This window comes from Paenacidovorax caeni (assembly GCF_001298675.1).
Lineage (GTDB): Bacteria > Pseudomonadota > Gammaproteobacteria > Burkholderiales > Burkholderiaceae_C > Paenacidovorax > Paenacidovorax caeni.
In genome coordinates this window covers 1-25424 of the sequence record NZ_CYIG01000031.1, presented here as the reverse complement: position 1 = coordinate 25424, position 25424 = coordinate 1, and the positions used below count along the sequence as shown (strand labels likewise).

The window sequence follows — 25424 nt, the reverse complement described above, 5'->3', positions numbered from 1 at the left end:
TTGCTTCAAAAAAAATAGCTGCTAGCGCTTGCTGTGTATGCGCTAGAGGCCATTTTCTTTAGGGATCAGCTGACTTGCCGCTTGTCCAGCTTGCGCGTCAGTGTGCGCCGGTGCATGCCCAGGCGGCGCGCGGCCTCGGAAATGTTGAAACCCGTCTCGGCCAGCACTTCGTGGATGCGCTCCCACTCCAGCGTCTTGATCGAGCTGGCGCGGTTGGTGAGCTCCACCTCGGCGTTGCCTTCGGTGAGACCAAACGCGGCCTCGATGTCGTCGGTATTCGAGGGCTTGGCCAGGTAGTGACAGGCGCCGAGCTTCACGGCCTCGACGGCGGTGGCAATGCTGGCGAAGCCCGTCAGCACGACGATGAGCATGGCTTCGCTGGCCGCGTGCAGGCTGCGCACGCAGGCCAGCCCCGTGGCCTCACCCTTGAGCTTGAGGTCGACCACGGCGTAGCGCGGGGTGTGCGCGGCCAGTACCTCTTCGACGCGGGGCAGGCTGTCGGCATGCAGCACGCGGTAGCCGCGCCGCTCGAACGAGCGCGCGAGCGTGCGCGCGAAGGCTTCGTCGTCCTCCACGATCAGCAGCCAGCGGTCGTCGTCAGGGGTGGTGCTCGTCATGTTTCAGCCAGTGCAATCGCAGCCAGCGGCAGGGTGATGGTGACCTGCGCGCCGCCCTCGGGGTTGTTGCGCGCCTGGACGCTGCCGCCCAGGGTGCGGGCCACGTTCATCGCCAGGAACAGGCCCAGGCCACCACCGGGCCGCCCCTTGGTGGACTGGTAGGGCTGGCCGAGCTGCGCCAGGATGGCGGGCGCGAAGCCCGGCCCCTGGTCCTGCACACGGATGTACAGCGCTTGCGCGTCCTGCCAGGCAGCCATGCCGACCCAGTGCGGCGATGCGTCGCGCGCATTGTCCAGCACATTGAAAACCATTTGCTCCAGGGTGGCATCGGCCACCATGGGGCGGTCGGTGCGCACCTGGTTGTCGTAGGCGAAGTGTTCCACCGAGCGCGTGGCACGCCAGTCTTGGGCCAGCGCATCCAGGAAGCGGCAGACCGTGGTCTGGTTCGAGGATTCGCCGCGGGTCTCGCCCGCCGACAGCAGAATGCCGCTGACGATGCTCTTGCAGCGCTGCACCTGGGCCTGCATTTCGGCCACGTCGTCGCACAGGGTGGGCTGGCTGGCGATGGCGGGGTCGCGGCGCCAGTCGCCCAGGATCACCGCCATGGTGGCCAGCGGCGTGCCCAGCTCGTGCGCTGCGCCCGAGGCCAGCAGCCCCATGCGCACGATGTGCTCCGCCTCGGCGGCGCGCTGCCGCGCCGCGGCCAGGCGTGCATCGCGCTGCCGCAGATTGCCGCTGATGCGCGTGATGAACACCACCAGCAGCACCGCATTGAGCACGAAGCACACCAGCAGGCCCAGAACATACGGGCTGGCCAGGCCATGGTGCATGTCCAGCGCCAAGGGCAGCGGCAGGTTGTGGCGTGCCAGCAGGGCCACGCAGGCCGCCGTGATGGCGACGATGGACCAGGTGTAGCTGCCGCGCAGCAGCATGGCGCCCACGGCAATCTGCGGCAGGTAGAGAAAGACGAAGGGATTGCTGGTGCCACCGCTGAGGTAGAGCTGCGCCGTGAGCACAGCCACGTCCACCAGCAGTGCGAGGAACAGCTCGACGTTGCGCACGCCACGCCCGGTGCGCCAGCGCAGCAGGCTCACGGCGTTGTAGGCCCCCAGGCAGGCGGCCACGGTGAGCATTTCCTGCAGCGGCAGGGGCAGGCCCAGGCCGTAGTGCGCCACGGCGATGGTGAACACCTGCCCGGCCAGCGCTAGCCAGCGCCATTGAATCAGTTGGTAGAGGTTCGTCAGGCCCGCCTGCGCGTTGGCCGAGCGCAGGGGAGGGAAGGTGGATGACGGGTCAGGGCTGGGCAGCATCGGGGGAGAGGGGGCCTGCGGCCGCACGCAGCCGAAGCTCGTAGCGTGCCACAAGCACGAACCCCACCACCGTCAGCAGCGCAAGCCCATACCAAGTTAAGGCGTAGACCAGGTGGCTGTTGGAGAAGCGCACCACGGTCAGCCCCGGGTAGGGCCAGGGCCCTGCGGGCAGCACCCCTTCGGCCAGCGCGGGCGCATGGGCATCGGGCACGCCCGCATCGAGGAAAAAGGGCGCCACCTGTGCCAGCCCCTGTGCCTGCGCGATGGCCGCCACGTCGCGTGAGTGCCAGCGCTGCTGGTCAGGGTCGTTGCGGCGCAGGAAGCCGCCGCCAGGCTCGCTGGCGCGCAGCAGGCCCTGCACGCGCACGGACGGGCCGGCCTGTGTGGGGTCGGGGTGCCACTGTGCGCGCTGCGCTTGGGGAATGAAGCCGCGGTTCACCAGCAGCGTGCCGCCACTGTCCAGCTGCAGCGGCGTCACGACCCAGAAGCCTGCTCCCAGCGCCGTCGTGGCCTGGGTGAGCACCGTGTGGGCTGGGAGCCAGCGGCCCTCGGCCTGCACGGGAAGGTATTCGTAGTCCGCCACCGCCAGGCCGGGCCACTGCGCCGCCGCAGGCAGGGCGGTGGGGGGCGCATGCAGACGCTGCGCCACGCGCGCGATCAGCTCCAGCTTCCAGGCACGGCGCTCCACCTGCCAGGTCCCCAGGCTGAGAAAGCCCAGCAGCAGGACCAAGCCCAGCGCTGCAAGCAGCGCCAGGCGCCAGGGCGCGTGCGGGCGCGTCATCAGGGCGCGCGCTGCTCCACGGCGGGCATGTGGCCGGGGGCGTGGGTTGGCATCATGTTGGCGTTCATGTGGAACATGACCCACAGCGTGCCGGCGATGCCTACGGCGACGAAGACCACGGTGAACAGCGTGGACAGCAGTGTCCAGCCGCCTTCGATCTTGCCGTTCATGTGCAGGAAGCAGACCATGTGCACCAGGATCTGGGCCACGGCGAAGGCGCCCAGCACCAGGGCCATGGTGCCTTTGTCGGCGATCACCTTGCCCATCACCAGCCAGAAAGGAATGGCGGTGAGGATGACCGACAGCACGAAACCAACCATGTAGCCGGACAGCGTGCTGTGCGGGCCGGCGTCCTGGTGGTGGTCGTCGTGGTGGTGCGCGTCATGCCCCTGGGCGGCATGCGTGTGTGTGTGCGAGGCGCTCATTTACAGCACTCCCATCAGGTAGACAAAGGTGAAAACGCCGATCCAGACCACGTCCAGGAAGTGCCAGAACATCGACAGGCACATCAGGCGGCGCTGGTTCTCGCGGATCAGGCCGTGCTTGGCGATCTGCACCATCAGCACCACCAGCCAGACCAGGCCGAAGGTCACGTGCAGGCCGTGCGTGGCCACCAGCGTGAAGAATGCCGAGAGGAAGGCACTGCGCTGCGGCCCCGCGCCCTGGTGGATCAGATGCTGGAACTCGTACAGTTCCAGCCCCAGAAAGCACAGGCCGAACAATCCGGTGATGGCCAGCCAGGCGAGTGTGCCGCCCACCTTGCCTTGCTGCTTTTGCAGCATGGCGAAACCAAAGGTGATGGACGACAGCAGCAGGAAGGCGGTGTTCAGCGCCACCAGCGGCAGGTCGAACAGCTCGGCGCCCGTGGGGCCGCCCGCGTAGCTGCGGCCCAGAACACCGTAGGTGGCGAACAGCGCGGCAAAGATGAGGCAGTCGCTCATCAGGTAGAGCCAGAAGCCCAGGGCCGTGCCGTTCTCGGGGTGGGGCTCGTGCGCGAGGTGGTACTGGCGCGGAGCCAGGGCGGCGGCGCCGCCCGCGGGGAGGGTGTGCGTATCAGACATGGGCGGCTGCAAGCTGCTGGGTGCGTGCGTCTTCCGTGGCCGCCACTTCGGCGGCCGGGATGTAGTAGTCACGCTGGTAGTTGAAGGTGTGGATGATCGAAGCCAGCACGGTGGCCGCGAAAGAGGCCGCTGCCAGTGGCCACATGTGCCAGATCATGGCAAAGCCGAACAATGTGGACAGGCCCGCGATCACGATGCCGGCGCCTGTGTTGGCGGGCATGTGGATGGGCTGGAAGCCCGCCAGCGGGCGCTGGTAGCCGTGCTTCTTCATGTCCCACCAGGCGTCGATCTCGTGTGCCACGGGCGTGAAGGCGAAGTTGTACTGGGGCGGGGGCGAGGAAGTGGCCCACTCCAGCGTGCGGCCGTCCCAGGGGTCGCCGGTCACGTCGCGCAACTGCTCGCGCTTGAGGTAGCTCACGAACAGCTGGATGAAGAAGCTGGCGATGCCCAGCGCGATCAGCGCGGCGCCAAAGGCAGCGATGACGAACCAGATCTGCAGCGAGGCGTCTTCGAAATGGCTCACGCGGCGCGTCACGCCCATCAGGCCCAGGATGTACAGCGGGGTGAACGCCACCCAGAAGCCCACCAGCCAGAACCAGAACGAGCACTTGCCCCAGAACTCATCGAGCTTGTAGCCGAAGGCCTTGGGGTACCAGTAGTTGATGGCCGCGAACACGGCAAACACCACGCCGCCGATGATCACGTTGTGGAAGTGCGCGATCAGAAACAGGCTGTTGTGCAGCACGAAGTCGGCCGGGGGCACGGCCAGCAGCACGCCGGTCATGCCGCCGATGGCGAAGGTGCACATGAAGCCCACCGTCCACAGCATGGGCACGGTGAAGCGGATGCGGCCCTTGTACATGGTGAACAGCCAGTTGAAGATCTTCGCGCCCGTGGGGATCGAGATGATCATCGTGGTGATGCCAAAGAACGTGTTCACCGTGGCCCCTGAGCCCATGGTGAAGAAGTGGTGCAGCCACACCAGGTACGACAGCACCGTGATACACACCGTGGCGTACACCATCGAGGTGTAGCCAAACAGGCGCTTGCGGCTGAACGTTGCCACCACTTCGGAGAACACGCCGAAGCAGGGCAGCACCAGGATGTAGACCTCGGGGTGGCCCCAGATCCAGATCAGGTTCACGTACAGCATGGCGTTGCCGCCCAGGTCGTTCGTGAAGAAGTTGGTGCCAACATAGCGGTCAAGCGACATCAGCACCAGCGCCGCCGTCAGCACGGGGAACGAGGCCACGATGAGTGCGTTGGTGCACAGCGCGGTCCAGGTGAACACGGGCATCTTCATCAGGTTCATGCCCGGCGCGCGCATCTTGACGATGGTGACGATCAGGTTGATCCCCGAGAGCGTGGTGCCCACCCCGGCAACCTGCAGGCCCCAGATGTAATAGTCCAGCCCCACCCCCGGGTTCTGCGCCCCCAGGTTGGACAGCGCCAGCCAGCCGGCGGTGGAGAACTCGCCCAGGAACAGCGACAGCATCACCAGCACGGCGCCGCCGGCGGTCATCCAGAAGCTGAAGTTGTTCAGGAACGGGAACGACACGTCGCGCGCGCCGATCTGCAGTGGCACCAGGTAGTTCATCAGCCCCGTGACGAACGGCATGGCCACGAAGAAGATCATGATCACGCCGTGGGCCGTGAAGATCTGGTCGTAGTGGTGCGGCGGCAGGTAGCCCATGCTCTCGCCGAAGGCCATGGACTGCTGCAGGCGCATCATCACCGCGTCGGCGAAGCCGCGCAGGAACATGACCAGGCCCAGGACCATGTACATGATGCCGATCTTCTTGTGGTCGATCGAGCAAATCCAGTCCTTCCAGAGCGGGCCCCAGAGGCGGAACTTGGTCAGGCCGGCAACCACAAGCAGCCCCCCCAGCATGGTGGCCAGGAAGGTGTAGAGCACGATGGGCTCGTGCGCCATGGGGATCGAGTCCCAGGTAATGCGGCCGAGCAGCCAGTGGGGCGCGGCGGCAGGTGTGTGTTCAGTCATAGCGGTTCTCCTGGCGCGCGGTCACTGTGCGGCCTCGGCCTGCGGGGCCAGGGATGCGGCCGGGCGCTCCAGCGCGGCGATGGTTTGCGGTGCGTTGGCCGGGGTGCACTGGTCGGCCGGCAGCGCAGCCCGTGCGCGGTCGTTCATGGCCATCATTTCGTGCATGCACACCTGGCCTTCTTCGACGCAGCGGTTGAGCACGCGGTCGTACAGGTCGGCATCCACACGTGCGAAGCGCTGCACGGGGTCACGTTCGCTGGGCTTGGCCAGCTGCAGGTAGGTGCTCTTGTCCAGCGTCTTGCCCTCGGCCTGGGCCTGTTGCACCCACTGGGCGAACCCGGCGTCCGACAGGCCGTGGAACTTGAACGTCATGCCCGAGAAGCCAGCACCGCTGTTGTGCGAGGCCAGGCCGGGGAATACGCCCGCCTTGTTGATGACGCCGTGCAACTCGGTCTGCATGCCAGGCATGGCGTAGACCATGCCCGCCAGGTCAGGTACGTAAAAGGCGTTCATGGTCGAGGTGGCGGTGAGCTTGAAGTGGATTGGGCGATCCACAGGCGCCGCCAGCTCGTTCACCAGCGCGATGCCCTGCTCGGGGTAGACGAAGAGCCATTTCCAGTCCATGGCCACCACCTGGACTTCCAGCGGCTTCAGGCCGGCTGGTACGGGGCGCTGCGCGTCGATGCGGTCCAGCGGGCGGTAGGGGTCGAGCTTGTGGGTCGTCACCCAGGTCAGTGCGCCCAGGATGATGATGATGGCCAGCGGCACCGACCAGATCACCAGCTCCAGCTTGGTGGAGTGGTGCCATTCCGGGTCGTACTCGGCTTCGGTGTTGCCCTGGCGGTACTTCCAGGCGAAGAACAGGGTCAGGGCGATGACCGGGACGATGATGACCAGCATCAGCAGCGTCGCGGTAATGACCAGCTGGCCCTGTTGGGCGGCAACGTCGCCAGCCGGGTTGAGCACGACGGCTTTGCTGCAGCCGGCAAGGGCCATGGCCGCGGCCAGAGCCGCGGCAGGCCAGGCCAGCCTGCGGGGTTCCTTGGGTTTTCTCATGGGGAGGGACGCCTTAGTGGGCGTTGGCACGCCAACGCGGGTACGGAGGCTCGGAAATGTAGCGCGGCTATCCCAATCGCGTATGGGACATTTTGTCCAAGGTCAATGAAATGGCCTTGTGTACTGGTGTCGTGCATGTGTTTTGGCTGGACGCAATGAGGCCTTTCTTAGCGCTTGACAAGTGGGGGTTCGTCACGCTTGTGGCGTGGGGGCCGTGGGTGTAGAAAGGCACGGTTCGTCCTTCAAGGAGCGTGCACATGAGCAACCATGGTCAAGCGGCACTGCAGGTGCCCGCCTGGGGCGGCGGCGAAGCCCTGGCGCAGGCGCATACCGACGAAGACGTGGCCCCAGGCGACATCGCCGTGGGCGTGGTCATCGGGCGGTCGTCGGAGTATTTCGACTTCTTTGTCTTCGGTATCGCCAGCGTGCTGGTCTTTCCCAGCCTGCTGTTCCCGTTTCTGCCGCGCCTGGAGGGCACACTGGCTGCGTTCGGCATCTTCGCCCTGGCCTTCGTGGCGCGGCCGTTCGGCACCGCGCTGTCGATGGCCGTGCAGCGGCGCTGGGGGCGCGGCACCAAGCTCACGCTGGCGCTGGTGCTGCTGGGCGCGTGTACCGTGGGCATGGCCTTTTTGCCGAGCTACGCGCAGGCGGGCACGCCGGCCATCACGGCGCTGGTGTTGCTGCGCCTGGGCCAGGGCCTGGCGCTGGGCGGCAGCTGGGACGGGCTGCCTTCGCTGCTGGCGCTGGCCGCGCCGCGCCAGCGCCGCGGCTGGTACGCCATGCTGGGCCAGCTGGGTGCGCCGCTGGGCTTTGCCCTGGCGGCCAGTCTGTTCGCCTACCTGTACGCCAGCCTGACGCCGGACGAGTTCCTCGACTGGGGCTGGCGCTACCCCTTCTGCGTGGCCTTCGCCATTAACGTGGTGGCGCTGTTCGCGCGCTTGCGCCTGGTGGTGGGGCAGTCGTATGCCGAGCTGCTGCAAGCACGCGAGCTGCACCCCGTGCCCGCCACGCGCGTGCTGGCCGATGCCGGCGGCAACGTGCTGCTGGGCGCGTTCGCGGCGCTGGCCAGCTTTGCGCTGTTCCACTTGGTCACGGTGTTTCCGCTGTCATGGATCGTGCTCTACGCCAACCAGCCGGTGCCGCAGGTGCTGGGCGTGCAGGTCTTCGGTGCGCTGCTGGCAGCCGGGGCCATGGTGGCCTCGGGCTGGCTGGCCGACCGGGTGGGGCGGCGCACGCTGCTGGGCACCATGGCCGTGCTCATCGGCCTGTTCAGTCTGGCTGTGCCGTGGATGCTGGGCGCCGGTACGGCGGCGGGCCACAACCTGTTCCTGCTGCTGGGCTTTGTGCTGCTGGGGCTGTCGTACGGCCAGGCTTCGGGCACGGTCACGGCCAACTTTGCGGCGCGCCACCGCTACACCGGCGCCGCGCTGTCGGCCGACCTGGCCTGGCTGCTGGGCGCGGCTTTCGCGCCGCTGGTGGCGCTGGGGCTGTCGGCACGCTTCGGCCTCGGGGCTGTGTCGCTGTACCTGTTGTCGGGGGTGCTGTGCACGCTGGGGGCGCTGCGCATCAACCGGCTGATCGAGCAGCGTGTGTGATGCTCTGAAATCAGGAGCTGCCAGCGCTTGCTGTGCAAGGATTTGATGCATGAAAGCGTCTTAAATCCTTGCACAGCAAGCGCTGGCAGCTCTCTTTTTCGTAGCTCAATCCTTCGGGCGGAAGCCGATCACCAGCGACGAGGGCACGCGCCCGTCCACGTCGCGCGGCAGGGTTTCGGTCTTCTGCAGGGCGCGCACCACAGCGTCGTCCCAGGCCTTGTTGCCGCTGGACTGCAGGATGCGCGTGCCGACGATGGTGCCGTCCGGCGCGGCGCGCACCTCCACCTCGGTGCGCGGGTTGCCTGACACCGCGTCGGGATAGACGATGTTCGGCTTGACCTTGGCCGCCACCTTGCCGCCGTAGCTGCCTGACGGGCCCGCGCTGCGCTGCGCCGTGCCCGTGGCGTTTTCACCGCCGGTGGCACCCGCCAGGCCTGCGATGCGGCGCATCTGCTCCTTGCGGAATTCCTCGGCGTGCTTGGCATCGGCTTCGGCCTTGCGTTTTTCCTCGGTCAGCCGCTTTTGCTTTTCCTGCTCGGCCTTTTGCTGCTCCAGCTTCTTCTGCTCGGCCAGCTGTTTCTCGCGTTGGGCTTTTTCGCGCTCGGCCTTCTCCCGCTCGGCTTTTTCGTGCGCCGCCTTTTCCTTTTCTTTTTCCTTTTGCAGGCGTTCCTTTTTCTCCTGCTCCAGGCGTTCGCGGCGTTCGTGTTCCTTGCGCTCCAGCTCCTGCTCGTGCAGGCGTTTCTTTTTCTCTTCCTCGCGCTTTTTCTGGCGCTCCAGGGCGATGTCGGCCTCGTGCGTGTCCGGCTGCGCCTGGCGTGGCGGTGGGGCCGGCGGCGGCGGGGGGGCGGGCGCAGGTTCGGGGGGCGCCACGGGCGGAGGCGGTGGCGGCGGTGGCGGGAGTACCTCGCGTGGCGCTGCTTGTTGCGGGATGGCGGCCCAGAGCTCGGCTTCTACGGCGGGCTGGTCGGCGCTGGTTTTCCACTGCACGCCCCAGGTCAGCGCGCCGATGAGGATGCCGTGGGCGAGCACCGCCAGGGCAATGGCGCGCAGCCGCCCGGGCGGGCGGGGGGGGGCGAACTGGTCGCGTTCGTTCAAGGCCTGCATGGACGGGGTAGAGGGGCCTGGCCGCTCAGAGCGTGTGAATGAATCCTGCGTGCCCGAGCAGGCCGCGAAAACGCGCCCGGTCTAGGCGCAAAGCGCAGCCATAGCGCGGGCTATGGCGAGCATTTGCAACGACGATCGGGTGTGTTTTGGCGGAATGAGCGGGCATGGCGGGTACTTTCACACGTTCTCAGGGGTTCCCTTGCTTGACCGACAGGCCCACGCGCTGCACGCCAGCGCGCTGCAGCGCGTCCATGGCTTTGACCACGGCCTCGTACTGCACACTCTTGTCGGCGGCGATGATGACGGCAGATTCGGCCGACTGGCCTTCCTGCCACTGGCGCGCCGTGGTGCCGATCTCGCGCAGGTTGAGCGTGCGTTCGGCGTCGCGGGTCTTGAAGCGGACGTCGCCGTCCTTGCCGACGATGACCGTGGCAAAGCTCTTGGGCTGCGCCTTGCCCTTGCCGACACTGGGCACGTCAATGGAACTGGGCGTGAGCATCGGCGCCGTGACCATGAAGATGATCAGCAGCACCAGCATCACGTCGATGAAGGGCACCATGTTGATTTCGTTCATGGAGCGGCGGCGGCTGCCGCTGCGGGAGGCCATGGCGGGCATGACGGTGCTCCCTTCAGTGCCCCGAGGGCGAACCGGGGTGCGCGCCCAGGTTGCGCTGCAGGATGTTGGAGAACTCCTCGATGAAGGTCTCCTGGTGTGTGGCCACGCGGTCAATGTCGCGGGCGAAGCGGTTGTAGGCGATCACGGCGGGAATGGCCGCGAACAGGCCGATGGCCGTGGCCACCAGCGCCTCGGCGATGCCTGGCGCCACCGTGGCGAGCGTCACCTGCTCCATGCCGGCAAACCCCGTGAAGGCGTGCATGATGCCCCACACCGTACCGAACAGGCCGACGTAGGGCGACACCGAGGCCACCGAGCCGAGGAAGGACAGGCTGGACTCGATCACGTCCATCTCGCGCTGGAAGCTGGCGCGCATGGCGCGGCGTGCACCGTCAAGCAGCGTTCCGGGGTCGGTGATGCGGCGCTCGCGCAGCTTCTGGTACTCGCGCATGCCGCTGGCGAAGATGCGCTCCATCGGCCCGGCGTGCTTGGCGTTCTGCGCTGCGGCGGCGAACAGCTCGTTCAGGCTGGTACCGGACCAGAACTCGCGCTCGAACTCCTCATTGAGCGACTTCACGCGCTTGAGTGCGAACAGCTTGCGGAAGATGGCTGCCCAGCTCGCGACCGAGACACCGAGCAGCAACAGCATGACGAGCTGCACCACCCAGCTGGCGTGCAGCACGAGGTTGACGATGGACATGTCTTGGGAATTCATGCAAATCTTTCCAGCACGGCGTTAGGAATCCTGGCGGGGCGCAGCGTGGCGCTGTCCACCCAGCCGATGCGCACCTCGCCCTCGCACAGCAGCGTGGGCGCTTCGTTCGCGTGGGCGGGCTTGCGCAGCGCCTGCTGCGCCATGGTCAGCGAGGCGCGGCCCTGCGCTATGACAGCGGCGGTGACGAGGAGTTCATCGTCCAGCCGCGCCGGGCGGTGGTACTGCAGCTGTGCCGCGGTCACCACGAACATGCCGCCGGTCTCCTCGCGCAGCGCATGCTGCGACAGACCCAGCGCGCGCAGCCATTCGGTGCGCGCGCGCTCGAAAAAGCGCAGGTAGTTGGCGTAGAACACGATGCCACCGGCATCGGTGTCCTCCCAATACACGCGGATGGGAAATTCAAAGGCCGCCATGGTCTGCTATCTTGGTTCAGCCCAGGATCCGTGCCAGGCGTGCCACGCTTTCCTGCAGCTGCGCCATGGAGTTGGCGGTGGAAAAACGCACATAGCGCGCCGTCTCGGCCGTACCGAAGTCGCGTCCGGGCGTGATGGCCAGGTGGGCGCGCTGCATCAGCGCATAGGCGAAGTCCCAGCTGCCCTGAACGCCGAGTTTCTCGGCCGCCTGCGTGCAGTCGGCCCAGGCGTAGAAGGCGCCGTCGGGCATGACGGGCACCGTGAGGCCGAGCTGGTTCAACGCGGGAATGAAGTAGTCGCGCCGCGCCTTGAACTCCAGGCGCCGGCGCTCGTACTCGGCGATGCTCTCGGGCGCAAAGCAGGCCAGCGCGGCATGCTGCGCGATGGTGCTGGCGCAGATGAACAGGTTCTGCGCCAGCCGTTCCACGGCGGGCACCAGGGCATCGGGCACTACCATCCAGCCCAGGCGCCAGCCGGTCATGTTGAAGTACTTGCTGAAGCTGTTGATGCTGATGACGTGGTCGTCGATGGCCAGCGCCGTCTGGCCGTAGGCCGCGTCGTACGACAGGCCAAGGTAAATCTCGTCGATGATGGTCAGGCCGCCGCGTGCCTGCACCACTTCGTGGATGCGGCGTAGCTCGGCAGGTGCGATCGACGTACCCGTGGGGTTCGACGGAGAGGCCAGCAGCACGCCGCGCGTGCGCGCGCCCCAGGCCGCGTCGACCTTGGCGGCGCTGAGCTGAAAGCGCTCCTCGGCCGTGGTGGGAATGAGCACTGCCTCGCCCTGCGCCGCCGTGACGAAGTGGCGGTTGCACGGGTAGCTGGGGTCGGGCATCAGGATCTCATCGCCTGCATCGATCAGCGCCAGGCAGGCAAGCTGCAGCGCCGCCGAGGCGCCTGCGGTGATGACGATGCGCCGCGCAGGCACGTCAATGCCAAATCGCTCGGCATACCAGCCGCTGATGTGCTCACGCAGTGCGTCCAGGCCCAGCGCCGGGGTGTACTGCGACAGGCCGGCGCGTATGGCGCGGTCGGCGGCCTCTTGAACGAGGGGCGGGGCGGTGAAGTCGGGCTCGCCGATGTTCAGGAAGACCATCGGGTCGTGGCCTCCAGCCACTTCGCGTGCCAGGGCCTGTGCGGCCTTGGCGACTTCCATCACGTAGAACGGTTCGATGCGCTGGGCGCGTGTGGACAGTTTCATCGGTAAAGCGGGTGCTTTCAGGCGTCGGGCGCGGCCTGCGGCTGGGTGCGCTGCTGCTGGTCGGCGGCCACTTCATTCGCGCGCAGCTTGGGCGCGAGGCCACCGAGCACGGCGTTGACATACTTGTGCCCGTCGGTGCCCCCAAACTCCTTGGCCAGCTCGATGCACTCGTTGAGCGCCACGCGCCAAGGTACGTCCATGCAGTGCATGAATTCGTAGACGCCGATCCACATCACGGCGTGCTCGATGGGGGAGATTTCGGCCAGCGGGCGGTCAAGCTGCGGCACGATCAGCGCGTCCAGGTCCGCCTCGGTGCGCACGCAGCCGTGCAGCAGCGCATCGTAGTGCGCGGCATCGGCTTTGTGAAAGCCCGCCAGGTCGCGCGTGAACAGGTCGATGGAGGTGGCCTCGTTGCGCCCCACGATGTGTTGGTACAGCGCCTGCAGCGCGAATTCGCGCGCGCGCGAACGCGCCGACTTGGACGCTGCCTTGCGCGCGCCGGTGCTGGTCAGGCCCTTGCGCGACTGGCGCGGCGGGCGTTTCGAGGCGGGGGAGAAATCGCTGCTCATGCTGCCAGCCCGCCCAGCAGGTTGGCCATTTCCACGGCCACGTAAGCGGCGTCACGGCCCTTCTCGGTCTGGCGCGCCACGGCCTGGTCCAGGTTCTCCGTGGTCAGGATGGCATTGGCGATGGGGATGCCGTAGTCCAGCCCGACACGCGAAACGCCCGCGCCGGATTCGTTGGCCACCAGCTCGAAGTGGTAGGTTTCGCCGCGGATGATGCAGCCCAGCGCTATCAGTGCGTCGAACTCATCGCGCTCGGCCAGCGCCATCAGCGCCAGCGGCACTTCCAGCGCACCGGGCACGCTCACCTGGGTGATGTGCTCTGCCTGCACGCCCAGATCAAGCAGCGTTTCGCGGCAGGCGGCGGCCAGCGCGTTGGTAATGCTTTCGTTGAAGCGCGCCTGCACGATGCCGATGCGCAGTTCCTTGCCATCCAGCGGGCTGGCGGCGGTGCCTTTGTCAGCGTTTTGCATAGGGGTTCACTCCTTGGGGATGTAGCCGGTGATCTCCAGCCCGTAACCGGCCATGCTGGGCAGGCGGCGCGGCTGGCCCATGAGGCGCATGCGCACCACGCCCACGTCGCGCAGGATTTGCGCGCCCACGCCGTAGGTGCGCAGGTCCATGCGGCCGCGCTCGGGCGCCTGCGCGGCGCGCGCCTTGCCCTCGAATTGCTCCAGCAGCTGCGCGCCCGATTCGCCGCAGTTCAGCAGCACCGCCACGCCCTGGCCCTGGCGGGCGATGTAGGCCAGGCTGGTGTCCAGGCTCCACGAGTGCATGGAGCGGTTGACCTCCAGCGCATCAAGCACCGACAGCGGCTCGTGCACGCGCACCGGCACCTCGGCCTGCGCGTCCCACTGGCCGCGCACCAGGGCCAGGTGCACGTTGCCGCTCGGGCCGTCGCGGAAGGCATGCGCGGTGAATTCGCCCCAGGCGGTCTGCACGCTGCGCGAGCCCACTTTTTCCACCAGCGATTCGTTACGGCTGCGGTATTCGATCAGGTCGGCGATGGTGCCGATCTTGATGCCGTGCTCGGCCGCGAAGAGTTGCAGGTCGGGCAGGCGCGCCATGGTGCCGTCGTCCTTCATCACTTCGCAGATCACGGCGCTGGGGCTGCAGCCGGCCATGGCCGCCAGGTCGCAGCCGGCTTCGGTGTGGCCGGCGCGCATGAGCACGCCACCGTCCACGGCCTGCAGCGGGAAGATGTGGCCGGGCTGCACCAGGTCGCTGGCCTTGGCATGTGGCGCCACGGCGGCTTGCACGGTGCGTGCGCGGTCGGCGGCGCTGATGCCGGTGGTAACGCCCTCGGCGGCCTCGATGGAGACGGTGAAGGCCGTGCCCATCTTGGTGCCATTGCGCGCCACCATGGGAGGCAACTGCAGGCGCTCGCAGCGCTCGCGGGTCAGGGTCAGGCAAATCAGTCCACGGCCGAAGCGGGCCATGAAGTTGATGGCCTCGGGCGTGACGTGGTCGGCGGCGAGCACCAGGTCGCCTTCGTTCTCGCGGTCTTCCTCATCGACGAGGATGACCATGCGCCCGGCGCGCATCTCGGCCACGATCTCCTCGACGGGGGAGACGGGCACGGGGGTGAGGGGGGATGTCATGGAGGGGGCTTTCCTTGGGGCCTGCGCGGCGCGCGCCATGCAGGTTCCACGGGCACGGTTGCCAGAGCCAAAGAACATGCGATGCAGCGCTGCCGCAAAGGGGGCGGGGACCGCCCAAAGAATGAAATTCTAGTCCACCGCGGGTAGTGCGCGCGGTTCGCGGGGGTATCAGTCTTCGCGTTGCAGTACCACGTCGGACTCGGGGTAGGCCACGCATGGCAACACGCAGCCCTGGGCCTTTTCCTCGGGCGACAGGCCCGGCCAGTCAATGGCGTAGCGCACGCTGCCCTGTACCAACTGGCCCAGGCAGGTGCGGCACGTGCCGTTACGGCAGGAGCTGGGCCATGCGATGCCGCCTGATTCGAGGGCGTTCAGCAGAGGCTGGTCGCCCCAGGCGTCGCATTGGGCGTCGCTGGCCTGCAGGCGGGCGGTGTACAGCGGGGGCATCAGGGGTGCATTCATCGTAGGTTCTGAAAAAAATCAATAAAAAATGGCTCTAGCGCTTATGTGGCAAGCGCTAGCAGCTACACAAAAAGGAGCGTTCGGCAGCCAGTGGAGGGCGCTGGAGGATTGGGTTGGGTTTGCTTAAATTTTAGGCATCGCAAGCCAATTCCTTTTGAATCAAGGACTTGGCGCACCCATACAGGACTTGTCAAAACTTATCCACATGATTGTCCAACAAGGCACGGGAAAACCCGTGGTTGGATTGATTAAAAAATGGGCATCACAAAGATTGTCTTTTGAAATCAATAGGTTGCATGGTTCATACAGGACTTGTCAAAACTTGTCCACATGCTTGTCCAGTCCCGCGCGGGATAACCTGCGGCGGTTTGGCACTGCCACAATGACCGCATGCCGGTTACAAATACCCTTCCCGATTTTTCCCAGGGCGCCGCCTATGTGCGTGGCCGCTACGTGCCCATCGGCGAAGCCGCGATTCCCATCACCGACTGGGGTTTTCTGCGCTCCGACGCCACGTACGACGTGGTGACCGTGTGGGATGGTGCCTTCTTCCGCCTTGATGCGCACCTGGAGCGGTTTTTTGCCAGCTGCGCGCGTTTTCGCCTGGACCCGGGGTTGTCAGCCCAGGGCATCACGCAGGTGCTGGCGCAGTGCGTGCGCCTGGCGGGCTTGCGCAGTGCCTATGTGGAGATGGTCGTCACGCGCGGGCAGCCGCCCTGGGGCTCGCGCGACCCGCGTCTGGCGGTGAACCAGTTCTACGCTTTCGCCGTGCCCTACGTCTGGATCGCCAACGCCGAACAACGTGCGCGCGGGCTGGATCTGGTGGTCAGCAGTGTGCAGCGCATTCCTGCCAGCAGCGTCGATCCGCGTGCCAAGAACTACCACTGGAACGACCTGACCATGGGCTTGCTGGGCGCGCTCGATGCCGGGGGCGACACCGCGGTGCTGACCGATGGCGCGGGCAACGTGGTCGAGGGGCCGGGCTTCAACGTGTTTTGCGTGAACGCGCAGGGCGTGCTGGTGACGCCGGCGCAGGGCGTGCTTGAAGGCATCACGCGCCGCACCGTGATCGAGATGGCGCAGGCCGCCGGCCTGCCGCTGCAGGTGCGCGCGCTGCCCGCGGCCGAGCTGCGCGTGGCGCGCGAGGTGTTCCTCTCTTCCTCGGCCGGCGGCGTGCTGCCGGTCACACGCGTCGATGGGCAGCCGGTGGGCGACGGCGCCGTGGGCCCGGTCACGCGGCGCATGGTGCAGACCTACTGGGACTGGCACCAAGACCCGCGCCACCGCCTGGCGCTGGAGGACGTGGCGCCCCCCGCGGGCTGACGCGCGGCGCGGGAGTCGCGCGCGGAACTGGCGCGGCCCACGCCGTGGCGTACAGTGGCCCGCGCCGCTGCGCGCCGGGCTTTGCCGCGCGCGGCGCGTGGCAACGACATCACATCAAGACAAGAGGAGTGAATGCATATGGAACTGGACTTCAAGGGCCGCGTGGCCATCGTGACGGGTGCGGGCGGCGGCCTGGGGCGCCAGCATGCGTTGGCGCTGGCGGCGCGCGGCGCCAAGGTGCTGGTCAACGACCTGGGCGGCACGCTGGACGGCAGCGGCGGCTCCGCCTCGGCCGCGCAGGCCGTGGCCGACGAAATCCGTGCAGCGGGCGGCGAAGCGCTGGCCAACGGCGCCTCGGTGACCGATTTCGCCGCTGTGCAGGCCATGGTGCGCCAGGCCGTTGATGCCTGGGGCCGCGTGGACATTCTGGTGAACAACGCCGGCATCTTGCGCGACAAGTCCTTCGCCAAGATGGACATGGAAGACTTCGCCCTGGTCGTGCAGGTGCACCTGATGGGCGCGGCGCACTGCTGCAAGGCGGTGTGGCCGCACATGGTGGAGCAGAAGTACGGGCGCATCGTCATGACCACTTCGTCCACGGGCCTGTACGGCAACTTCGGCCAGGCCAACTACGGTGCCGCCAAGCTGGCCCAGGTGGGCCTGATGCAGACCCTGGCCATCGAAGGCGCCAAGCACGGCATCCACGTCAACGCCCTGGCGCCCACGGCGGCCACGCGCATGACCGAGGCGCTGTTCCCGCCGCAGGTGCTTGATGCTCTGCGCCCCGAGGCCGTGGTGCCCGCCATGCTGGTGCTGGCGCACGAGAGCGCGCCCACGCGCGCCATCCTGTGCGCGGGCGCGGGCACTTTCGAAGCCGCGCACATCACGCTGACCCAGGGCATCCACCTGGGCCTCGGCGCGGACGTGCCCGAGCAACTGGCGGCCCGCCTGGCCGAGGTGACGGACCGTGCGGGCGAACAGGTGCCGCAAAGCGGCGCTGCCCAGGGCACCAACGAAGTCGGCAAGGCACTGGCAGCACGGGGGTGACAGGAAGCCCCCCCTGAGTCGCCTTCCCCCTTTCTCACGCTGCGCGTGGGAGGGGGACGCAGCCAGCGCGGCGGGGCGGCCCTTGCGCGGCTGCCCACGCTTGGGCCGCGCCGATTGCATGTGCTGCGGGTGGCGCGTAGCGCGATGAATCACGGGCATGTCCCCCCGCTCCAGCGCGGGCGGTGCGTGCCGTGCTAAGTTCCGGCTCCAACAAGAAACAGGTTGTGACCCTATGAACACATTGCACGAGCGCGTGGCCGCGCTGGAATCGGGGCGCCTCGCGGGTATCCGGCGCGGCATCGAGAAAGAAGGCCTGCGCGTCCTGCCAACGGGCGGCCTGGCGCTCACCCCGCACCCGCAGGCGCTGGGTGCCGCGCTGACGCACCCCAGCATCACCACCGACTACAGCGAATCGCAGATCGAGCTCATCACCGGCGCCCACCGGGGCGTGGACGAGACCCTGGGCGAGTTGACCGAGGTTCACCAGTACGTGCTGCGCACGCTCCAGGGCGCGGGCGGCGAGATGCTCTGGGTGTCCAGCATGCCCTGCGGCCTGCCGACGGACGAGACCATTCCGCTGGGCCGCTATGGCAATTCGCACATTGGCCGTGCCAAGAGCATCTACCGCATGGGCCTGGGCCACCGCTATGGCCGGCGCATGCAGACCATCTCGGGCATCCACTACAACTGGTCGCTGCCCGGCGTGGGCAGCGAGGAATACTTCGCGCTGATCCGCAACTTTCGCCGCCACGCCTTCGTGCTGCTGTACCTGTTCGGCGCTTCGCCCGCGCTGTGCCCGTGCTTCGTCGAGGGGCGCGAACACAGCCTGCAGCCGCTGGGCAGCCAGGGCCAGGCGCTGCACCTGCCGTACGCCACTTCGCTGCGCATGGGGCGCCTGGGCTACCAGAGCGACGCGCAGGCCAGCCTGTACGTGAGCTACAACGGCCTGGAGGGTTACGCCAACTCGTTGCACGAGGCACTGACGCGGCCCTACGCGCCCTACGAGGCCATTGGCGTGCGCAACCTTGGCGGCGACTACAACCAGCTCGGCACCAGCCTGCTGCAGATCGAGAACGAGTTCTACGGCACCATCCGCCCCAAGCGCACGGTGCACCGTGGCGAGCGTCCGCTGCATGCGCTGCGCGAGCGCGGCGTGGAGTACGTCGAGGTGCGCCTGATGGACCTCGACCCGTTCGAGCCCGTGGGCATCACGGCACAGACCATGCGCCTGCTCGACGTGTTCCTGCTGCACTGCCTGCTGTCCGACAGCCCGCCCGACACCCCGGCGGAAATTGCCGAACTCAAGCACAACCAGCACCAGACGGCCGAACGCGGGCGCGAGCCCGGCCTGCGGCTCAAGCGCCAGGGCGAGAGCGTGCTGCTGGTGGACTGGGCCGCGCAGGTGCTGGCGCAGTGCACGCCGATCGCCGCCGCGTTGGACGCCACGCACGGCACCCAGGCCTACAGTGCGGCGCTGCGTGATGCACAGGCCACGCTGGCCGACGCGGCGCGTGCCCCGTCCGCACGCGTGCTGGCCGCCATGACGCAGGCGTATGGCGGCAGTTTCCAGGCGTTCTCGCAAGCCCAGTCCGAGCGCGCGCGTGACCACCTGCTGGCGCTGCCCTGGAGCGCGGCGCAGCAGGCGCGCTACATGGCGCTGGCCGATGAATCCTGGGCGGCGCAAAAAGCCATCGAAGCGGCCGACACGCTGGGGTTTGAGGAGTGGCGCCAGCAGTACATGGATCCGAGCCAGCTCGGGTGATGGCATTCCCAGAGCCTTCGATGGGGTTGTCGGCTTGGTGCAGACCTGTGTGCCAGCATGGCCTGCGCGGGGCCTTTGCCGGCGCCATGGGTCCGCAAAATGCCATGCACGCACGGGCATCACCGATGCGAACCGTTGTGCATGCTCCTGAATCAGGAGCTGCCAGCGCTTGATGGATGAGCGCTGAAGGCCTTTTTTACTGTGGCAGGGTTTCGCCCTGACCGTCCAGCCCCAGCAGGGCCAGGGCTTCCTGGCGCCAGTATTCGGCGGCGTGGAAGAAGCCCTCCCACACGCAGCCGTTGCACCCCCGGCCACAGCAGCTCGCGGGCTCGGGCGGGGGCGGGCGCAGCGCCACGCCACGCGACTGGGCCTGCGCCTGCAGCGCGGCGAACAGCACGCGCGCGCTGGCCCGGTCGGTGGCGGGAGTGGTGGCGAAGGGGGGCTCGGATGGCATGGCGGTGGCGTGGGGCAAGGGCAGGCGATTATCCTTGCGCCCTTTGACGTCAGCACAAAGCGGTTTTTCCCATGGCCATCCAGTGGTTCCCCGGTCACATGCACCTCACGCGCAAGGCGATTGCCGAGCGCATCAAAGACATCGACGTGGTGATCGAACTGCTCGACGCGCGGCTGCCCGGCTCCAGCGCCAATCCGCTGCTGTCCGAGCTCACGGGCCACCGCCCCACGCTCAAGATCCTGAACAAGCAGGACCTGGCCGACCCCGCCCGCACCCCCGCCTGGCTGGACTGGTACAACGCCCGGCCAGGCACGCGCGCGATTGCGCTCGACGCCTCGGAGCGCGCGCCTGCGCGGCGCCTGCTGGCGGCCTGCCAGGAGCTGGCGCCCGAGCGGCGCGGCTTGGCGCGGCCCATGCGCGTGTTGACCTGCGGCATTCCGAACGTGGGCAAGTCCACCCTCATCAACAGCCTGGCCGGCCGCGCGCAGGCCAAGACGGGCGACGAGGCGGGCATCACCAAGCAGGAGCAGCGCATCGTCGTGGCCGACGACTTTTACCTCTGGGATACGCCCGGCATGCTCTGGCCACGCATCATCGTGGCGCAGAGCGGCTTCAATCTGGCCGCCAGCGGCGCGGTGGGCCGCAACGCCTACGACGAGGAGCTGGTGGTGCTGGAGCTGCTGGGCTATCTGCAGCGGCACTATGCGCAAGCCCTGGTTGAGCGCTACAAGCTGGACATGGCGCCGCAGGACGTGGCGCAGCTGCACGACGACGAACTGCTCACCGCCATCGGCCGCAAGCGCGGCGCCGTCATGTCGGGCGGGCGCGTCAACATCCAGAAGGCCGCCGAGCTGGTGCTGACCGACCTGCGCGCGGGTGCTATCGGCCGCGTGACCCTGGAGACGCCGCCCGAGTTTGAAGCCTGGCTGGCCGTGGGCGAAGCCCAGGAAGCCGAGCGCAAGGCCCGCAAGGCCGAGCGCGACCGCGAGCGCAAGAACAAGGGCCGCGGGCGCGGGTAGCCCGGTTTGGAGGTGCCCCGCGAGCGGGGGCACTTCTGCGCCAGGCGGGCGATGGAAACTCAAAAAGAATAGCTGCTAGCGCTTGCCAGATAAGGGCTGGAGCCCGATTTCACCCAAATTGTGGGGGGCCTGTTCTCAGCCGCCCCGGCGTTCCCAGCCGGGCAGGCACAGCAGCCGCTGCCAGTCCTGCGCACTGGGGGGCAGCGTTGGCGCAGCGAGGGGCTCCGCAACCGGGGGCCAGCGCAGTCCGCTGTCGATCCGCAGTGGCGCGCCCGTCTCCGGGTGGGGCACCTCCAGTTGCCACGCGTGCAGCCACAGCCGCTGCAGGCCCAGGCGCTGCGCCCACCAGCGGTTCAGCGGGCCTTTGCCGTGCGTGGCGTCGCCAATGATGGGATGGGCCAGGTGCTTGAGGTGGCGCCGCACCTGGTGGCGCCGGCCCGAGGTGGGCCAGGCCTCGGCGAGCGACACGCGCGTGCTGGGAAAGCGCGGGTCAGCCGCCTCGGGCCAGTCGAGCCGCGCCAGGCACTGCACGCGCGTGTGCGCGGACTGGGCCGGGGCGTCGGGCAGGGCATCGTCAGGCCGCAGCGGGTGGTCTACCTCGGCGGTGTCGGGGGCCCAGCCGCGCACCAGCGCCAGGTAGCGCTTGCGCACCGCGTGCCCCGCGAACGCCATGCTCAGCTGGCGCGCCGCCGCGCTGTGCAGGGCCAGGAGCAACACGCCGCAGGTGCCCTTGTCGAGCCGGTGCACCGGGTACACGTGCTGGCCGATCTGGTCGCGCAGCGTCTGCACCACGAAGCGTGTCTCGCCCGCGTCCAGCCCGGTGCGGTGCACCAGCCAGCCTGCGGGCTTGTACACGGCGATGGCGTGCGCGTCATGCCAGAGGATGGTGAGCGGTTCGTGCATGGGCGGAGGGGCGCCGCGTTAGGGCTTGGAGCGGGCCGTGGCGTAGCGGTGGCGGTACTCCCACGGCGGCATGGGCCGGCGCTGCGACCACAGGCCCCGCCCCTGGGCGCGCGCCTGGCGCTGCAGGGGTGCCAGCTGCGGGAAGTCCTTGGCGTAGGGCGTGTACACCCAGGCCATGCCTGCGCGCACCTGTGCAGCGTTTACGTCGGTGCTGCGGCAGCGCACATGGGCCACGGTGCGGCCGTAGGCGTCTTTGTTCAGGGGCTGGATGGCGGCGCGCTGCCGGTAGCACAGCGACACCAGGTGCTGGCGCGCGCGCTCGCCGTAGGCCTGGCGGCGCTCCGGCGCGTCGATGGCGGCAATGCGCACGTGCATCTTGCGGGGGGCGCTGGGCGGGCCGCAGCGCGCGGTGAGGGTATCGCCATCGGCGATGGCGATAACGAGGCAGAAAAGGACGGAGGCAGGCACGCGGGAAACGATCAGAAAACACCCGCAGGGGCGGGGGCGCCCTTGCGTGGAGCGCGCCACTATACGCCCGGCGTGGCGTCCGTTCACCCGGGCGAAGCCGCTTCCTCCACCACGGCCCATGCGCCGGGCGCCAACCCGTCGAGCGTGTAGGGGCCGATGGCTGCGCGCACCAGGCGCAGCGTGGGGTAGCCCACGGCGGCGGTCATGCGGCGCACCTGGCGGTTGCGTCCCTCGCGCAGGGTCAGCGCAATCCAGGCCGTGGGGATGGCGCGCCGTGTGCGGATCGGCGGGTCGCGCTCCCACAGCGCCGGGGGCGGGTCGAGCAGGCGGGCCTGCGCGGGGCGCGTGGGGCCATCGTTCAGCAGTACGCCCGCGCGCAGGCGGGCGAGTGCTTCTTCCGTGGGAATGCCCTCGACCTGGGCCCAGTAGGTTTTTTCCATCTTGTGGCGTGGGTCGGCGATGCGTGCCTGCAGGGCGCCGTCGCCGGTGAGCAGTAGCAGGCCCTCGCTGTCGGCGTCAAGCCGACCGGCCGCGTGCACCCCCGGCACGTCGATGAAGGCCTTGAGCCCCTGCCAGCGCCCTTCGGGTGTGAACTGGCTGAGCACGCCGTAGGGCTTGTTGAAGCGGATCAGGCGCGGTGCCCCCGGCGTCGGGGGGCGCGTTCGCTGGCGCGGTGGCGGTTGGCGCATCAAGGGGCCACGCGCTCGGTTTCGACCACCATGTCCAGCAGATAGACGTGGCGCGGTGCATCGGCCGGCTGTGGCTGGCCCGGGCGCGTGGCGGGGTAGCGCTGCAGGCGCAGCACGTTGCGCATGCCGGGCTCGTGTTGGTAGCCCTCGATTTCGCCGTGGAACACGCGCCACGCTCCCACCGACTGGCGCACGCCGTTGTCTCCGTAGTGCAGGTCGCGCACCGACAGGCACTGGGCCTGCGGCATGAGCGGGTGGTTGCATGCCACGCGCTGGGGCGCCACTTCCAGGAACACGCGCTCGCCAGCGGCGCCAAAGCGCGTTTCGGGCGTGGGCGTGCCGGCCATTTCCCAGCGGCTGCCATCGGCAAAGTGCAGAACCAGGCGGGGCGTTTCGGCGCCGCCTTGCAGGGCGTAGCGCTGCACCTGCGGCAGTTGCTGGAGCACGCGCTGCTCCAGCTGCATCAGACCGGGCTCGGCGCAGGCGCGCAGGGTGGACATGGGACGCTCCACCTGCAGGCGTTCACCGTCGATCCGGTATGCGGCGCTTGCGGCATTGCACAGGTTCTGCACCGCTACGCGTTGCCCGGCAAAGTGCAGCCGCGCGGGCTTCTGGCCCGGCAGCAGCCATTGGGATGCGGGCTGGTTCTTGCCGTCGAAGGCGGCCGTGAGATCCCATTCGTAGGCTTGCAGCTGCGGTGCGGCAGGGGAGGCGGTGGGCATGGGCGCGGCGGGCGGTGTGCTGCTGCAGGCTGCAGCCAGGCTGGCAAGGGCCAGGGCGGTCAGGGTTTTGGCTGTGGATGTGTGCATGTGCGGGTGCGATTCGGGTGGAGCGGCAGAGTTCAGAGAAACAGCGCCGGATCAACCATGCAGCGGTTGAGCATTACCCCCCAATGCAGGTGCGGCCCCGTCACGCGGCCGGTGGCACCCACATCGCCCAGGGGCTCGCCGGTGCCCAGCGCCTGCCCTACCTGCACGCCGACGCGGCTGAGGTGGCAGTACATGGTCAGCAGCCCGCCACCGTGGTCCAGCCACACGGTGCCGCCGTTGAAGAAATAGTCCCCCGTGTCGATGACCCGGCCCGGCAGCGGCGCCACCACGGGCGTGCCCGTGGGCGCGGCAATGTCCATGCCGCTGTGCGGATTGCGCGGCTGGCCGTTGAACACGCGCCGCAGCCCGAAGGAGCTGGAGCGCCGCCCCGGCACGGGCGCGCGCATGCGCAACGTGGCAGGCAGCGGGGTGGTGAAGGTGGCCATCACCTGCTGCTGGTGGGCGCGCTCGCGCTCGTAGCGGGCGTTGTCCTCGGGCGATAGGTCTACGGTGCGCGGCGCCACCGTCAGGCGCTGCTCCTGGTACTTCTTGGGTGTCACGGTGTAGCCCAGGCCGTGTGCGCTGCCCTCGGCCGGCACCACGCGCAGCTGCGCAGGCCCCAGCGGCGCAGCCAGGGGAATGCCCACCAGCGCCGTCCAGGCAATCGCGTCGCCCTGTACCAGTACTGGCACCGGCTCTCCACCCACTTCGGTAAACGCCTGGGGCGCTGCGTTGGCCGGGCCCAGCGCCAGCCGGGCGACGCCCCCAGGTACCACCAGCGCACGCGGCCAGGGGCCGCTGTCGGCGGGCGGCGGGGCCGCCCCACTGCGCGGGGACCAAAGCACGGGCGCTGCACTGGCCAGCAGTGCGCCCAACAGGGGGCGGCGGGTAAATGACATGGCCCTGAGTGTAGGCCGCGTCCCCTTGCGGTTGAAAAATGGATAAAAAAGGCTGCTAGCGCTTTATGGGCAAGCGCTAGCAGCTATGAATTCGATAGTGTTTGGCTGGCTTCCTAGAACGACGAGCCCGGTGTGCTTAAAAACGCCAGCTCCTCGGGCGTGGACGGGCGGCACAGAATGGCGTTGCGGTGCGGGTAGCGGCCAAAGCGGTCAATGATGGCCTTGTGCCGGCGCTCAAAGTCCAGGTTGTTTTCCATGCCCGGCTGCGCAAACAGCGCCAGGGCTTGCTCGTGAATCACCGCCGATTCGCTGTGCATGTACGGCATGTAGGCAAACACGCGCTGCGCCGTGGGCAGGAGGCGGTCCTGCCCGCTGGCCACCAGCTCTTGCGCCAGGGCAAGGGCCAGCGCGTCTTGCGCAAAGGCGCGGGCGGTGTCGCGGTACACATTGCGCGAGAACTGGTCCAGCACCAGGATTTCTGCCAACCGGCCCTGGGGCGTGGCGCGCCAGGGGAAGAGTTCACAGCGGGCAGCGGCCTCCAGCGTGGGGCCGAAGCGGGTGCGGATGGATTCGTCCAGGGCAGCGTCTTTGGCGAAGTGTTGCTGAGGAGTGAGTTCGGAGAACCAGAAATGGAGGATGGACTGCGGCGACATGGTCAGACCAGATGGAAGTCTTGCGGCCACAAAAAGTAGGGGCCGAAGCGCGATTTAGCGACAAACTCCACGCCCGCCTTTTCGCCCTTGGGTGTGATGGTGTGTTTGTCGGGCGTGTCCGAATTTTTGTGTAAACGGGTCGGACCTCAATTGACGGAGATGCGGTCTCCGAACTGAATGGTAAAGCGGGTCAGCGCGGCCTTCCAATCCCGGATGGGCAGGGTCCACTTCTGGCTGATGTTGCGCAGGGCCAGGTAGAACAGCTTGGTCAGCGCCTCGTCGCTGGGGAACGAGCCCCGGT

The 25424-nt window shown here is 68.0% G+C and carries 28 protein-coding genes and 1 pseudogene; 5 read left to right on the top strand and 24 right to left on the bottom strand.

The annotated features are described in order from the left end of the window. Window positions 1–65 precede the first annotated feature (65 nt). Genes BN2503_RS13020 through cyoA form a run of 7 tightly spaced genes read right to left on the bottom strand, consistent with a single transcriptional unit; the run spans window position 66 to window position 6827 of the window. Window positions 66–617, bottom strand: coding sequence for a response regulator transcription factor (locus tag BN2503_RS13020; RefSeq protein ID WP_054257093.1), 552 nt, complete (start codon window positions 615–617; stop codon window positions 66–68). Then, on the bottom strand, window positions 614–1927 hold the full coding sequence (locus BN2503_RS13015; protein ID WP_054257092.1) for an ATP-binding protein: 1314 nt from the start codon (window positions 1925–1927) through the stop codon (window positions 614–616). The genes BN2503_RS13020 and BN2503_RS13015 overlap by 4 nt, the downstream gene beginning before the upstream one ends. Beyond that, window positions 1911–2708 carry an SURF1 family protein gene (locus tag BN2503_RS13010; RefSeq protein ID WP_054257091.1) on the bottom strand — a complete coding sequence of 266 codons (798 nt, stop codon included), beginning with the start codon at window positions 2706–2708 and terminating at the stop codon, window positions 1911–1913. Before BN2503_RS13010 ends, BN2503_RS13015 begins: the two co-directional genes overlap by 17 nt. Further along, on the bottom strand, window positions 2708–3133 hold the full coding sequence (gene cyoD, locus BN2503_RS13005) for a cytochrome o ubiquinol oxidase subunit IV (RefSeq protein WP_054257090.1): 426 nt from the start codon (window positions 3131–3133) through the stop codon (window positions 2708–2710). Before cyoD ends, BN2503_RS13010 begins: the two co-directional genes overlap by 1 nt. Beyond that, window positions 3134–3769 carry a cytochrome o ubiquinol oxidase subunit III gene (cyoC, locus tag BN2503_RS13000; RefSeq protein WP_054257089.1) on the bottom strand — a complete coding sequence of 212 codons (636 nt, stop codon included), beginning with the start codon at window positions 3767–3769 and terminating at the stop codon, window positions 3134–3136. Beyond that, window positions 3762–5771, bottom strand: coding sequence for a cytochrome o ubiquinol oxidase subunit I (cyoB, locus tag BN2503_RS12995; RefSeq protein WP_054257088.1), 2010 nt, complete (start codon window positions 5769–5771; stop codon window positions 3762–3764). The genes cyoC and cyoB overlap by 8 nt, the downstream gene beginning before the upstream one ends. Window positions 5772–5792: 21 nt before the next feature. Beyond that, window positions 5793–6827 (bottom strand): ubiquinol oxidase subunit II, encoded by a 1035-nt coding sequence (cyoA, locus tag BN2503_RS12990; protein WP_054257087.1) that lies wholly within the window; start codon window positions 6825–6827, stop codon window positions 5793–5795. Between the two features lie 257 nt (window positions 6828–7084). On the opposite strand from cyoA, the gene BN2503_RS12985 reads away from it, so the two are divergent. Next, window positions 7085–8422, top strand: a complete 1338-nt coding sequence (locus BN2503_RS12985) for an MFS transporter (protein ID WP_054257086.1) — start codon at window positions 7085–7087, stop codon at window positions 8420–8422. A 105-nt stretch (window positions 8423–8527) separates the two neighbouring features. Here the strand turns inward: BN2503_RS12985 and tolA are convergent, their stop codons facing one another. The 9 genes from tolA to BN2503_RS12940 all read right to left on the bottom strand — a co-directional run bounded on the left by tolA (window position 8528) and on the right by BN2503_RS12940 (window position 15097). Then, window positions 8528–9526 (bottom strand): cell envelope integrity protein TolA, encoded by a 999-nt coding sequence (tolA, locus tag BN2503_RS12980; protein WP_054257085.1) that lies wholly within the window; start codon window positions 9524–9526, stop codon window positions 8528–8530. Window positions 9527–9713: 187 nt separating this feature from the next. Then, window positions 9714–10142: a biopolymer transporter ExbD gene (locus BN2503_RS12975; protein WP_054257084.1), complete on the bottom strand. Its 429-nt coding sequence runs from the start codon at window positions 10140–10142 to the stop codon at window positions 9714–9716. A gap of 13 nt (window positions 10143–10155) precedes the next feature. After that, on the bottom strand, window positions 10156–10857 hold the full coding sequence (gene tolQ / locus BN2503_RS12970; RefSeq protein WP_054257083.1) for a protein TolQ: 702 nt from the start codon (window positions 10855–10857) through the stop codon (window positions 10156–10158). Then, window positions 10854–11270 (bottom strand): tol-pal system-associated acyl-CoA thioesterase, encoded by a 417-nt coding sequence (gene ybgC, locus BN2503_RS12965; protein WP_054257082.1) that lies wholly within the window; start codon window positions 11268–11270, stop codon window positions 10854–10856. The genes tolQ and ybgC overlap by 4 nt, the downstream gene beginning before the upstream one ends. Before the next feature lie 16 nt (window positions 11271–11286). Continuing rightward, a complete protein-coding gene (locus tag BN2503_RS12960; protein ID WP_054257081.1) occupies window positions 11287–12471 on the bottom strand; it encodes a pyridoxal phosphate-dependent aminotransferase in 1185 nt (394 codons plus the stop codon). 17 nt (window positions 12472–12488) lie between these two features. Next, on the bottom strand, window positions 12489–13040 hold the full coding sequence (nusB, locus tag BN2503_RS12955; RefSeq protein WP_054257080.1) for a transcription antitermination factor NusB: 552 nt from the start codon (window positions 13038–13040) through the stop codon (window positions 12489–12491). Beyond that, a complete protein-coding gene (gene ribH, locus BN2503_RS12950; protein WP_054257079.1) occupies window positions 13037–13507 on the bottom strand; it encodes a 6,7-dimethyl-8-ribityllumazine synthase in 471 nt (156 codons plus the stop codon). The genes nusB and ribH overlap by 4 nt, the downstream gene beginning before the upstream one ends. A 6-nt stretch (window positions 13508–13513) precedes the next feature. Further along, window positions 13514–14635, bottom strand: coding sequence for a bifunctional 3,4-dihydroxy-2-butanone-4-phosphate synthase/GTP cyclohydrolase II (ribBA, locus tag BN2503_RS12945; RefSeq protein WP_054257149.1), 1122 nt, complete (start codon window positions 14633–14635; stop codon window positions 13514–13516). A gap of 168 nt (window positions 14636–14803) precedes the next feature. Continuing rightward, window positions 14804–15097 carry a 2Fe-2S iron-sulfur cluster-binding protein gene (locus BN2503_RS12940; RefSeq protein ID WP_054257078.1) on the bottom strand — a complete coding sequence of 98 codons (294 nt, stop codon included), beginning with the start codon at window positions 15095–15097 and terminating at the stop codon, window positions 14804–14806. 390 nt (window positions 15098–15487) lie between these two features. Between BN2503_RS12940 and BN2503_RS12935 the strand changes: the two genes are divergently transcribed. The 3 genes from BN2503_RS12935 to gshA all read left to right on the top strand — a co-directional run bounded on the left by BN2503_RS12935 (window position 15488) and on the right by gshA (window position 19229). Continuing rightward, the gene (locus BN2503_RS12935) at window positions 15488–16420 is read left to right on the top strand and encodes an aminotransferase class IV (RefSeq protein ID WP_054257077.1); all 933 of its coding nucleotides are present in this window, start codon (window positions 15488–15490) and stop codon (window positions 16418–16420) included. Window positions 16421–16558: 138 nt separating this feature from the next. Beyond that, entirely contained in the window at window positions 16559–17467 is a 909-nt protein-coding gene (locus BN2503_RS12930; RefSeq protein WP_054257076.1) for an SDR family NAD(P)-dependent oxidoreductase, read from the top strand. Between the two features lie 232 nt (window positions 17468–17699). Then, the gene (gene gshA, locus BN2503_RS12925) at window positions 17700–19229 is read left to right on the top strand and encodes a glutamate--cysteine ligase (protein ID WP_054257075.1); all 1530 of its coding nucleotides are present in this window, start codon (window positions 17700–17702) and stop codon (window positions 19227–19229) included. Window positions 19230–19425: 196 nt separating this feature from the next. On the opposite strand, the gene BN2503_RS12920 is transcribed toward gshA, so the two are convergent. Next, window positions 19426–19683: an oxidoreductase-like domain-containing protein gene (locus BN2503_RS12920; protein ID WP_054257074.1), complete on the bottom strand. Its 258-nt coding sequence runs from the start codon at window positions 19681–19683 to the stop codon at window positions 19426–19428. A 71-nt stretch (window positions 19684–19754) separates the two neighbouring features. On the opposite strand from BN2503_RS12920, the gene ylqF reads away from it, so the two are divergent. Then, complete coding sequence (gene ylqF, locus BN2503_RS12915; RefSeq protein ID WP_054257073.1) at window positions 19755–20702, top strand: ribosome biogenesis GTPase YlqF; 948 nt, start codon at window positions 19755–19757, stop codon at window positions 20700–20702. Between the two features lie 135 nt (window positions 20703–20837). Here the strand turns inward: ylqF and BN2503_RS12910 are convergent, their stop codons facing one another. The 7 genes and pseudogenes from BN2503_RS12910 to BN2503_RS20090 form a co-directional block, all read right to left on the bottom strand. Further along, the gene (locus BN2503_RS12910; protein WP_054257072.1) at window positions 20838–21605 is read right to left on the bottom strand and encodes a pseudouridine synthase; all 768 of its coding nucleotides are present in this window, start codon (window positions 21603–21605) and stop codon (window positions 20838–20840) included. An 18-nt stretch (window positions 21606–21623) separates the two neighbouring features. Further along, window positions 21624–22073: a thermonuclease family protein gene (locus BN2503_RS12905; protein ID WP_054257071.1), complete on the bottom strand. Its 450-nt coding sequence runs from the start codon at window positions 22071–22073 to the stop codon at window positions 21624–21626. Between the two features lie 83 nt (window positions 22074–22156). Continuing rightward, window positions 22157–22762, bottom strand: coding sequence for a pseudouridine synthase (locus BN2503_RS12900; RefSeq protein WP_054257070.1), 606 nt, complete (start codon window positions 22760–22762; stop codon window positions 22157–22159). Continuing rightward, window positions 22762–23571, bottom strand: coding sequence for an META and DUF4377 domain-containing protein (locus BN2503_RS12895; protein WP_054257069.1), 810 nt, complete (start codon window positions 23569–23571; stop codon window positions 22762–22764). Before BN2503_RS12895 ends, BN2503_RS12900 begins: the two co-directional genes overlap by 1 nt. Window positions 23572–23603: 32 nt before the next feature. Beyond that, window positions 23604–24470 carry a M23 family metallopeptidase gene (locus BN2503_RS12890; RefSeq protein ID WP_082366594.1) on the bottom strand — a complete coding sequence of 289 codons (867 nt, stop codon included), beginning with the start codon at window positions 24468–24470 and terminating at the stop codon, window positions 23604–23606. 113 nt (window positions 24471–24583) lie between these two features. After that, window positions 24584–25123, bottom strand: coding sequence for a DUF924 family protein (locus tag BN2503_RS12885; RefSeq protein ID WP_054257068.1), 540 nt, complete (start codon window positions 25121–25123; stop codon window positions 24584–24586). A 146-nt stretch (window positions 25124–25269) separates the two neighbouring features. Beyond that, window positions 25270–25424, bottom strand: a pseudogene (locus tag BN2503_RS20090) (IS256 family transposase); the annotation flags it as partial.

Excerpts from the sequence above, each read along its gene's own strand:
- ylqF (WP_054257073.1), top strand. The coding sequence starts at position 19,755 with ATGGCCATCCAGTGGTTCCCCGGTCACATGCACCTCACGCGCAAGGCG.
- tolQ (WP_054257083.1), bottom strand. The coding sequence starts at position 10,857 with ATGAATTCCCAAGACATGTCCATCGTCAACCTCGTGCTGCACGCCAGC.
- cyoB (WP_054257088.1), bottom strand. The coding sequence starts at position 5,771 with ATGACTGAACACACACCTGCCGCCGCGCCCCACTGGCTGCTCGGCCGC.
- BN2503_RS12960 (WP_054257081.1), bottom strand. The coding sequence starts at position 12,471 with ATGAAACTGTCCACACGCGCCCAGCGCATCGAACCGTTCTACGTGATG.
- BN2503_RS12935 (WP_054257077.1), top strand. The coding sequence starts at position 15,488 with ATGCCGGTTACAAATACCCTTCCCGATTTTTCCCAGGGCGCCGCCTAT.
- BN2503_RS12985 (WP_054257086.1), top strand. The coding sequence starts at position 7,085 with ATGAGCAACCATGGTCAAGCGGCACTGCAGGTGCCCGCCTGGGGCGGC.
- BN2503_RS12920 (WP_054257074.1), bottom strand. The coding sequence starts at position 19,683 with ATGCCATCCGAGCCCCCCTTCGCCACCACTCCCGCCACCGACCGGGCC.
- cyoC (WP_054257089.1), bottom strand. The coding sequence starts at position 3,769 with ATGTCTGATACGCACACCCTCCCCGCGGGCGGCGCCGCCGCCCTGGCT.
- BN2503_RS12895 (WP_054257069.1), bottom strand. The coding sequence starts at position 23,571 with ATGCACACATCCACAGCCAAAACCCTGACCGCCCTGGCCCTTGCCAGC.
- BN2503_RS12910 (WP_054257072.1), bottom strand. The coding sequence starts at position 21,605 with ATGCACGAACCGCTCACCATCCTCTGGCATGACGCGCACGCCATCGCC.
- BN2503_RS12890 (WP_082366594.1), bottom strand. The coding sequence starts at position 24,470 with ATGTCATTTACCCGCCGCCCCCTGTTGGGCGCACTGCTGGCCAGTGCA.
- BN2503_RS12885 (WP_054257068.1), bottom strand. The coding sequence starts at position 25,123 with ATGTCGCCGCAGTCCATCCTCCATTTCTGGTTCTCCGAACTCACTCCT.
- tolA (WP_054257085.1), bottom strand. The coding sequence starts at position 9,526 with ATGCAGGCCTTGAACGAACGCGACCAGTTCGCCCCCCCCCGCCCGCCC.
- BN2503_RS12975 (WP_054257084.1), bottom strand. The coding sequence starts at position 10,142 with ATGCCCGCCATGGCCTCCCGCAGCGGCAGCCGCCGCCGCTCCATGAAC.
- BN2503_RS13010 (WP_054257091.1), bottom strand. The coding sequence starts at position 2,708 with ATGACGCGCCCGCACGCGCCCTGGCGCCTGGCGCTGCTTGCAGCGCTG.
- BN2503_RS12940 (WP_054257078.1), bottom strand. The coding sequence starts at position 15,097 with ATGAATGCACCCCTGATGCCCCCGCTGTACACCGCCCGCCTGCAGGCC.
- cyoA (WP_054257087.1), bottom strand. The coding sequence starts at position 6,827 with ATGAGAAAACCCAAGGAACCCCGCAGGCTGGCCTGGCCTGCCGCGGCT.
- ribBA (WP_054257149.1), bottom strand. The coding sequence starts at position 14,635 with ATGACATCCCCCCTCACCCCCGTGCCCGTCTCCCCCGTCGAGGAGATC.
- BN2503_RS12930 (WP_054257076.1), top strand. The coding sequence starts at position 16,559 with ATGGAACTGGACTTCAAGGGCCGCGTGGCCATCGTGACGGGTGCGGGC.
- BN2503_RS12900 (WP_054257070.1), bottom strand. The coding sequence starts at position 22,762 with ATGCGCCAACCGCCACCGCGCCAGCGAACGCGCCCCCCGACGCCGGGG.
- gshA (WP_054257075.1), top strand. The coding sequence starts at position 17,700 with ATGAACACATTGCACGAGCGCGTGGCCGCGCTGGAATCGGGGCGCCTC.
- nusB (WP_054257080.1), bottom strand. The coding sequence starts at position 13,040 with ATGAGCAGCGATTTCTCCCCCGCCTCGAAACGCCCGCCGCGCCAGTCG.
- BN2503_RS13020 (WP_054257093.1), bottom strand. The coding sequence starts at position 617 with ATGACGAGCACCACCCCTGACGACGACCGCTGGCTGCTGATCGTGGAG.
- ribH (WP_054257079.1), bottom strand. The coding sequence starts at position 13,507 with ATGCAAAACGCTGACAAAGGCACCGCCGCCAGCCCGCTGGATGGCAAG.
- cyoD (WP_054257090.1), bottom strand. The coding sequence starts at position 3,133 with ATGAGCGCCTCGCACACACACACGCATGCCGCCCAGGGGCATGACGCG.
- BN2503_RS13015 (WP_054257092.1), bottom strand. The coding sequence starts at position 1,927 with ATGCTGCCCAGCCCTGACCCGTCATCCACCTTCCCTCCCCTGCGCTCG.
- ybgC (WP_054257082.1), bottom strand. The coding sequence starts at position 11,270 with ATGGCGGCCTTTGAATTTCCCATCCGCGTGTATTGGGAGGACACCGAT.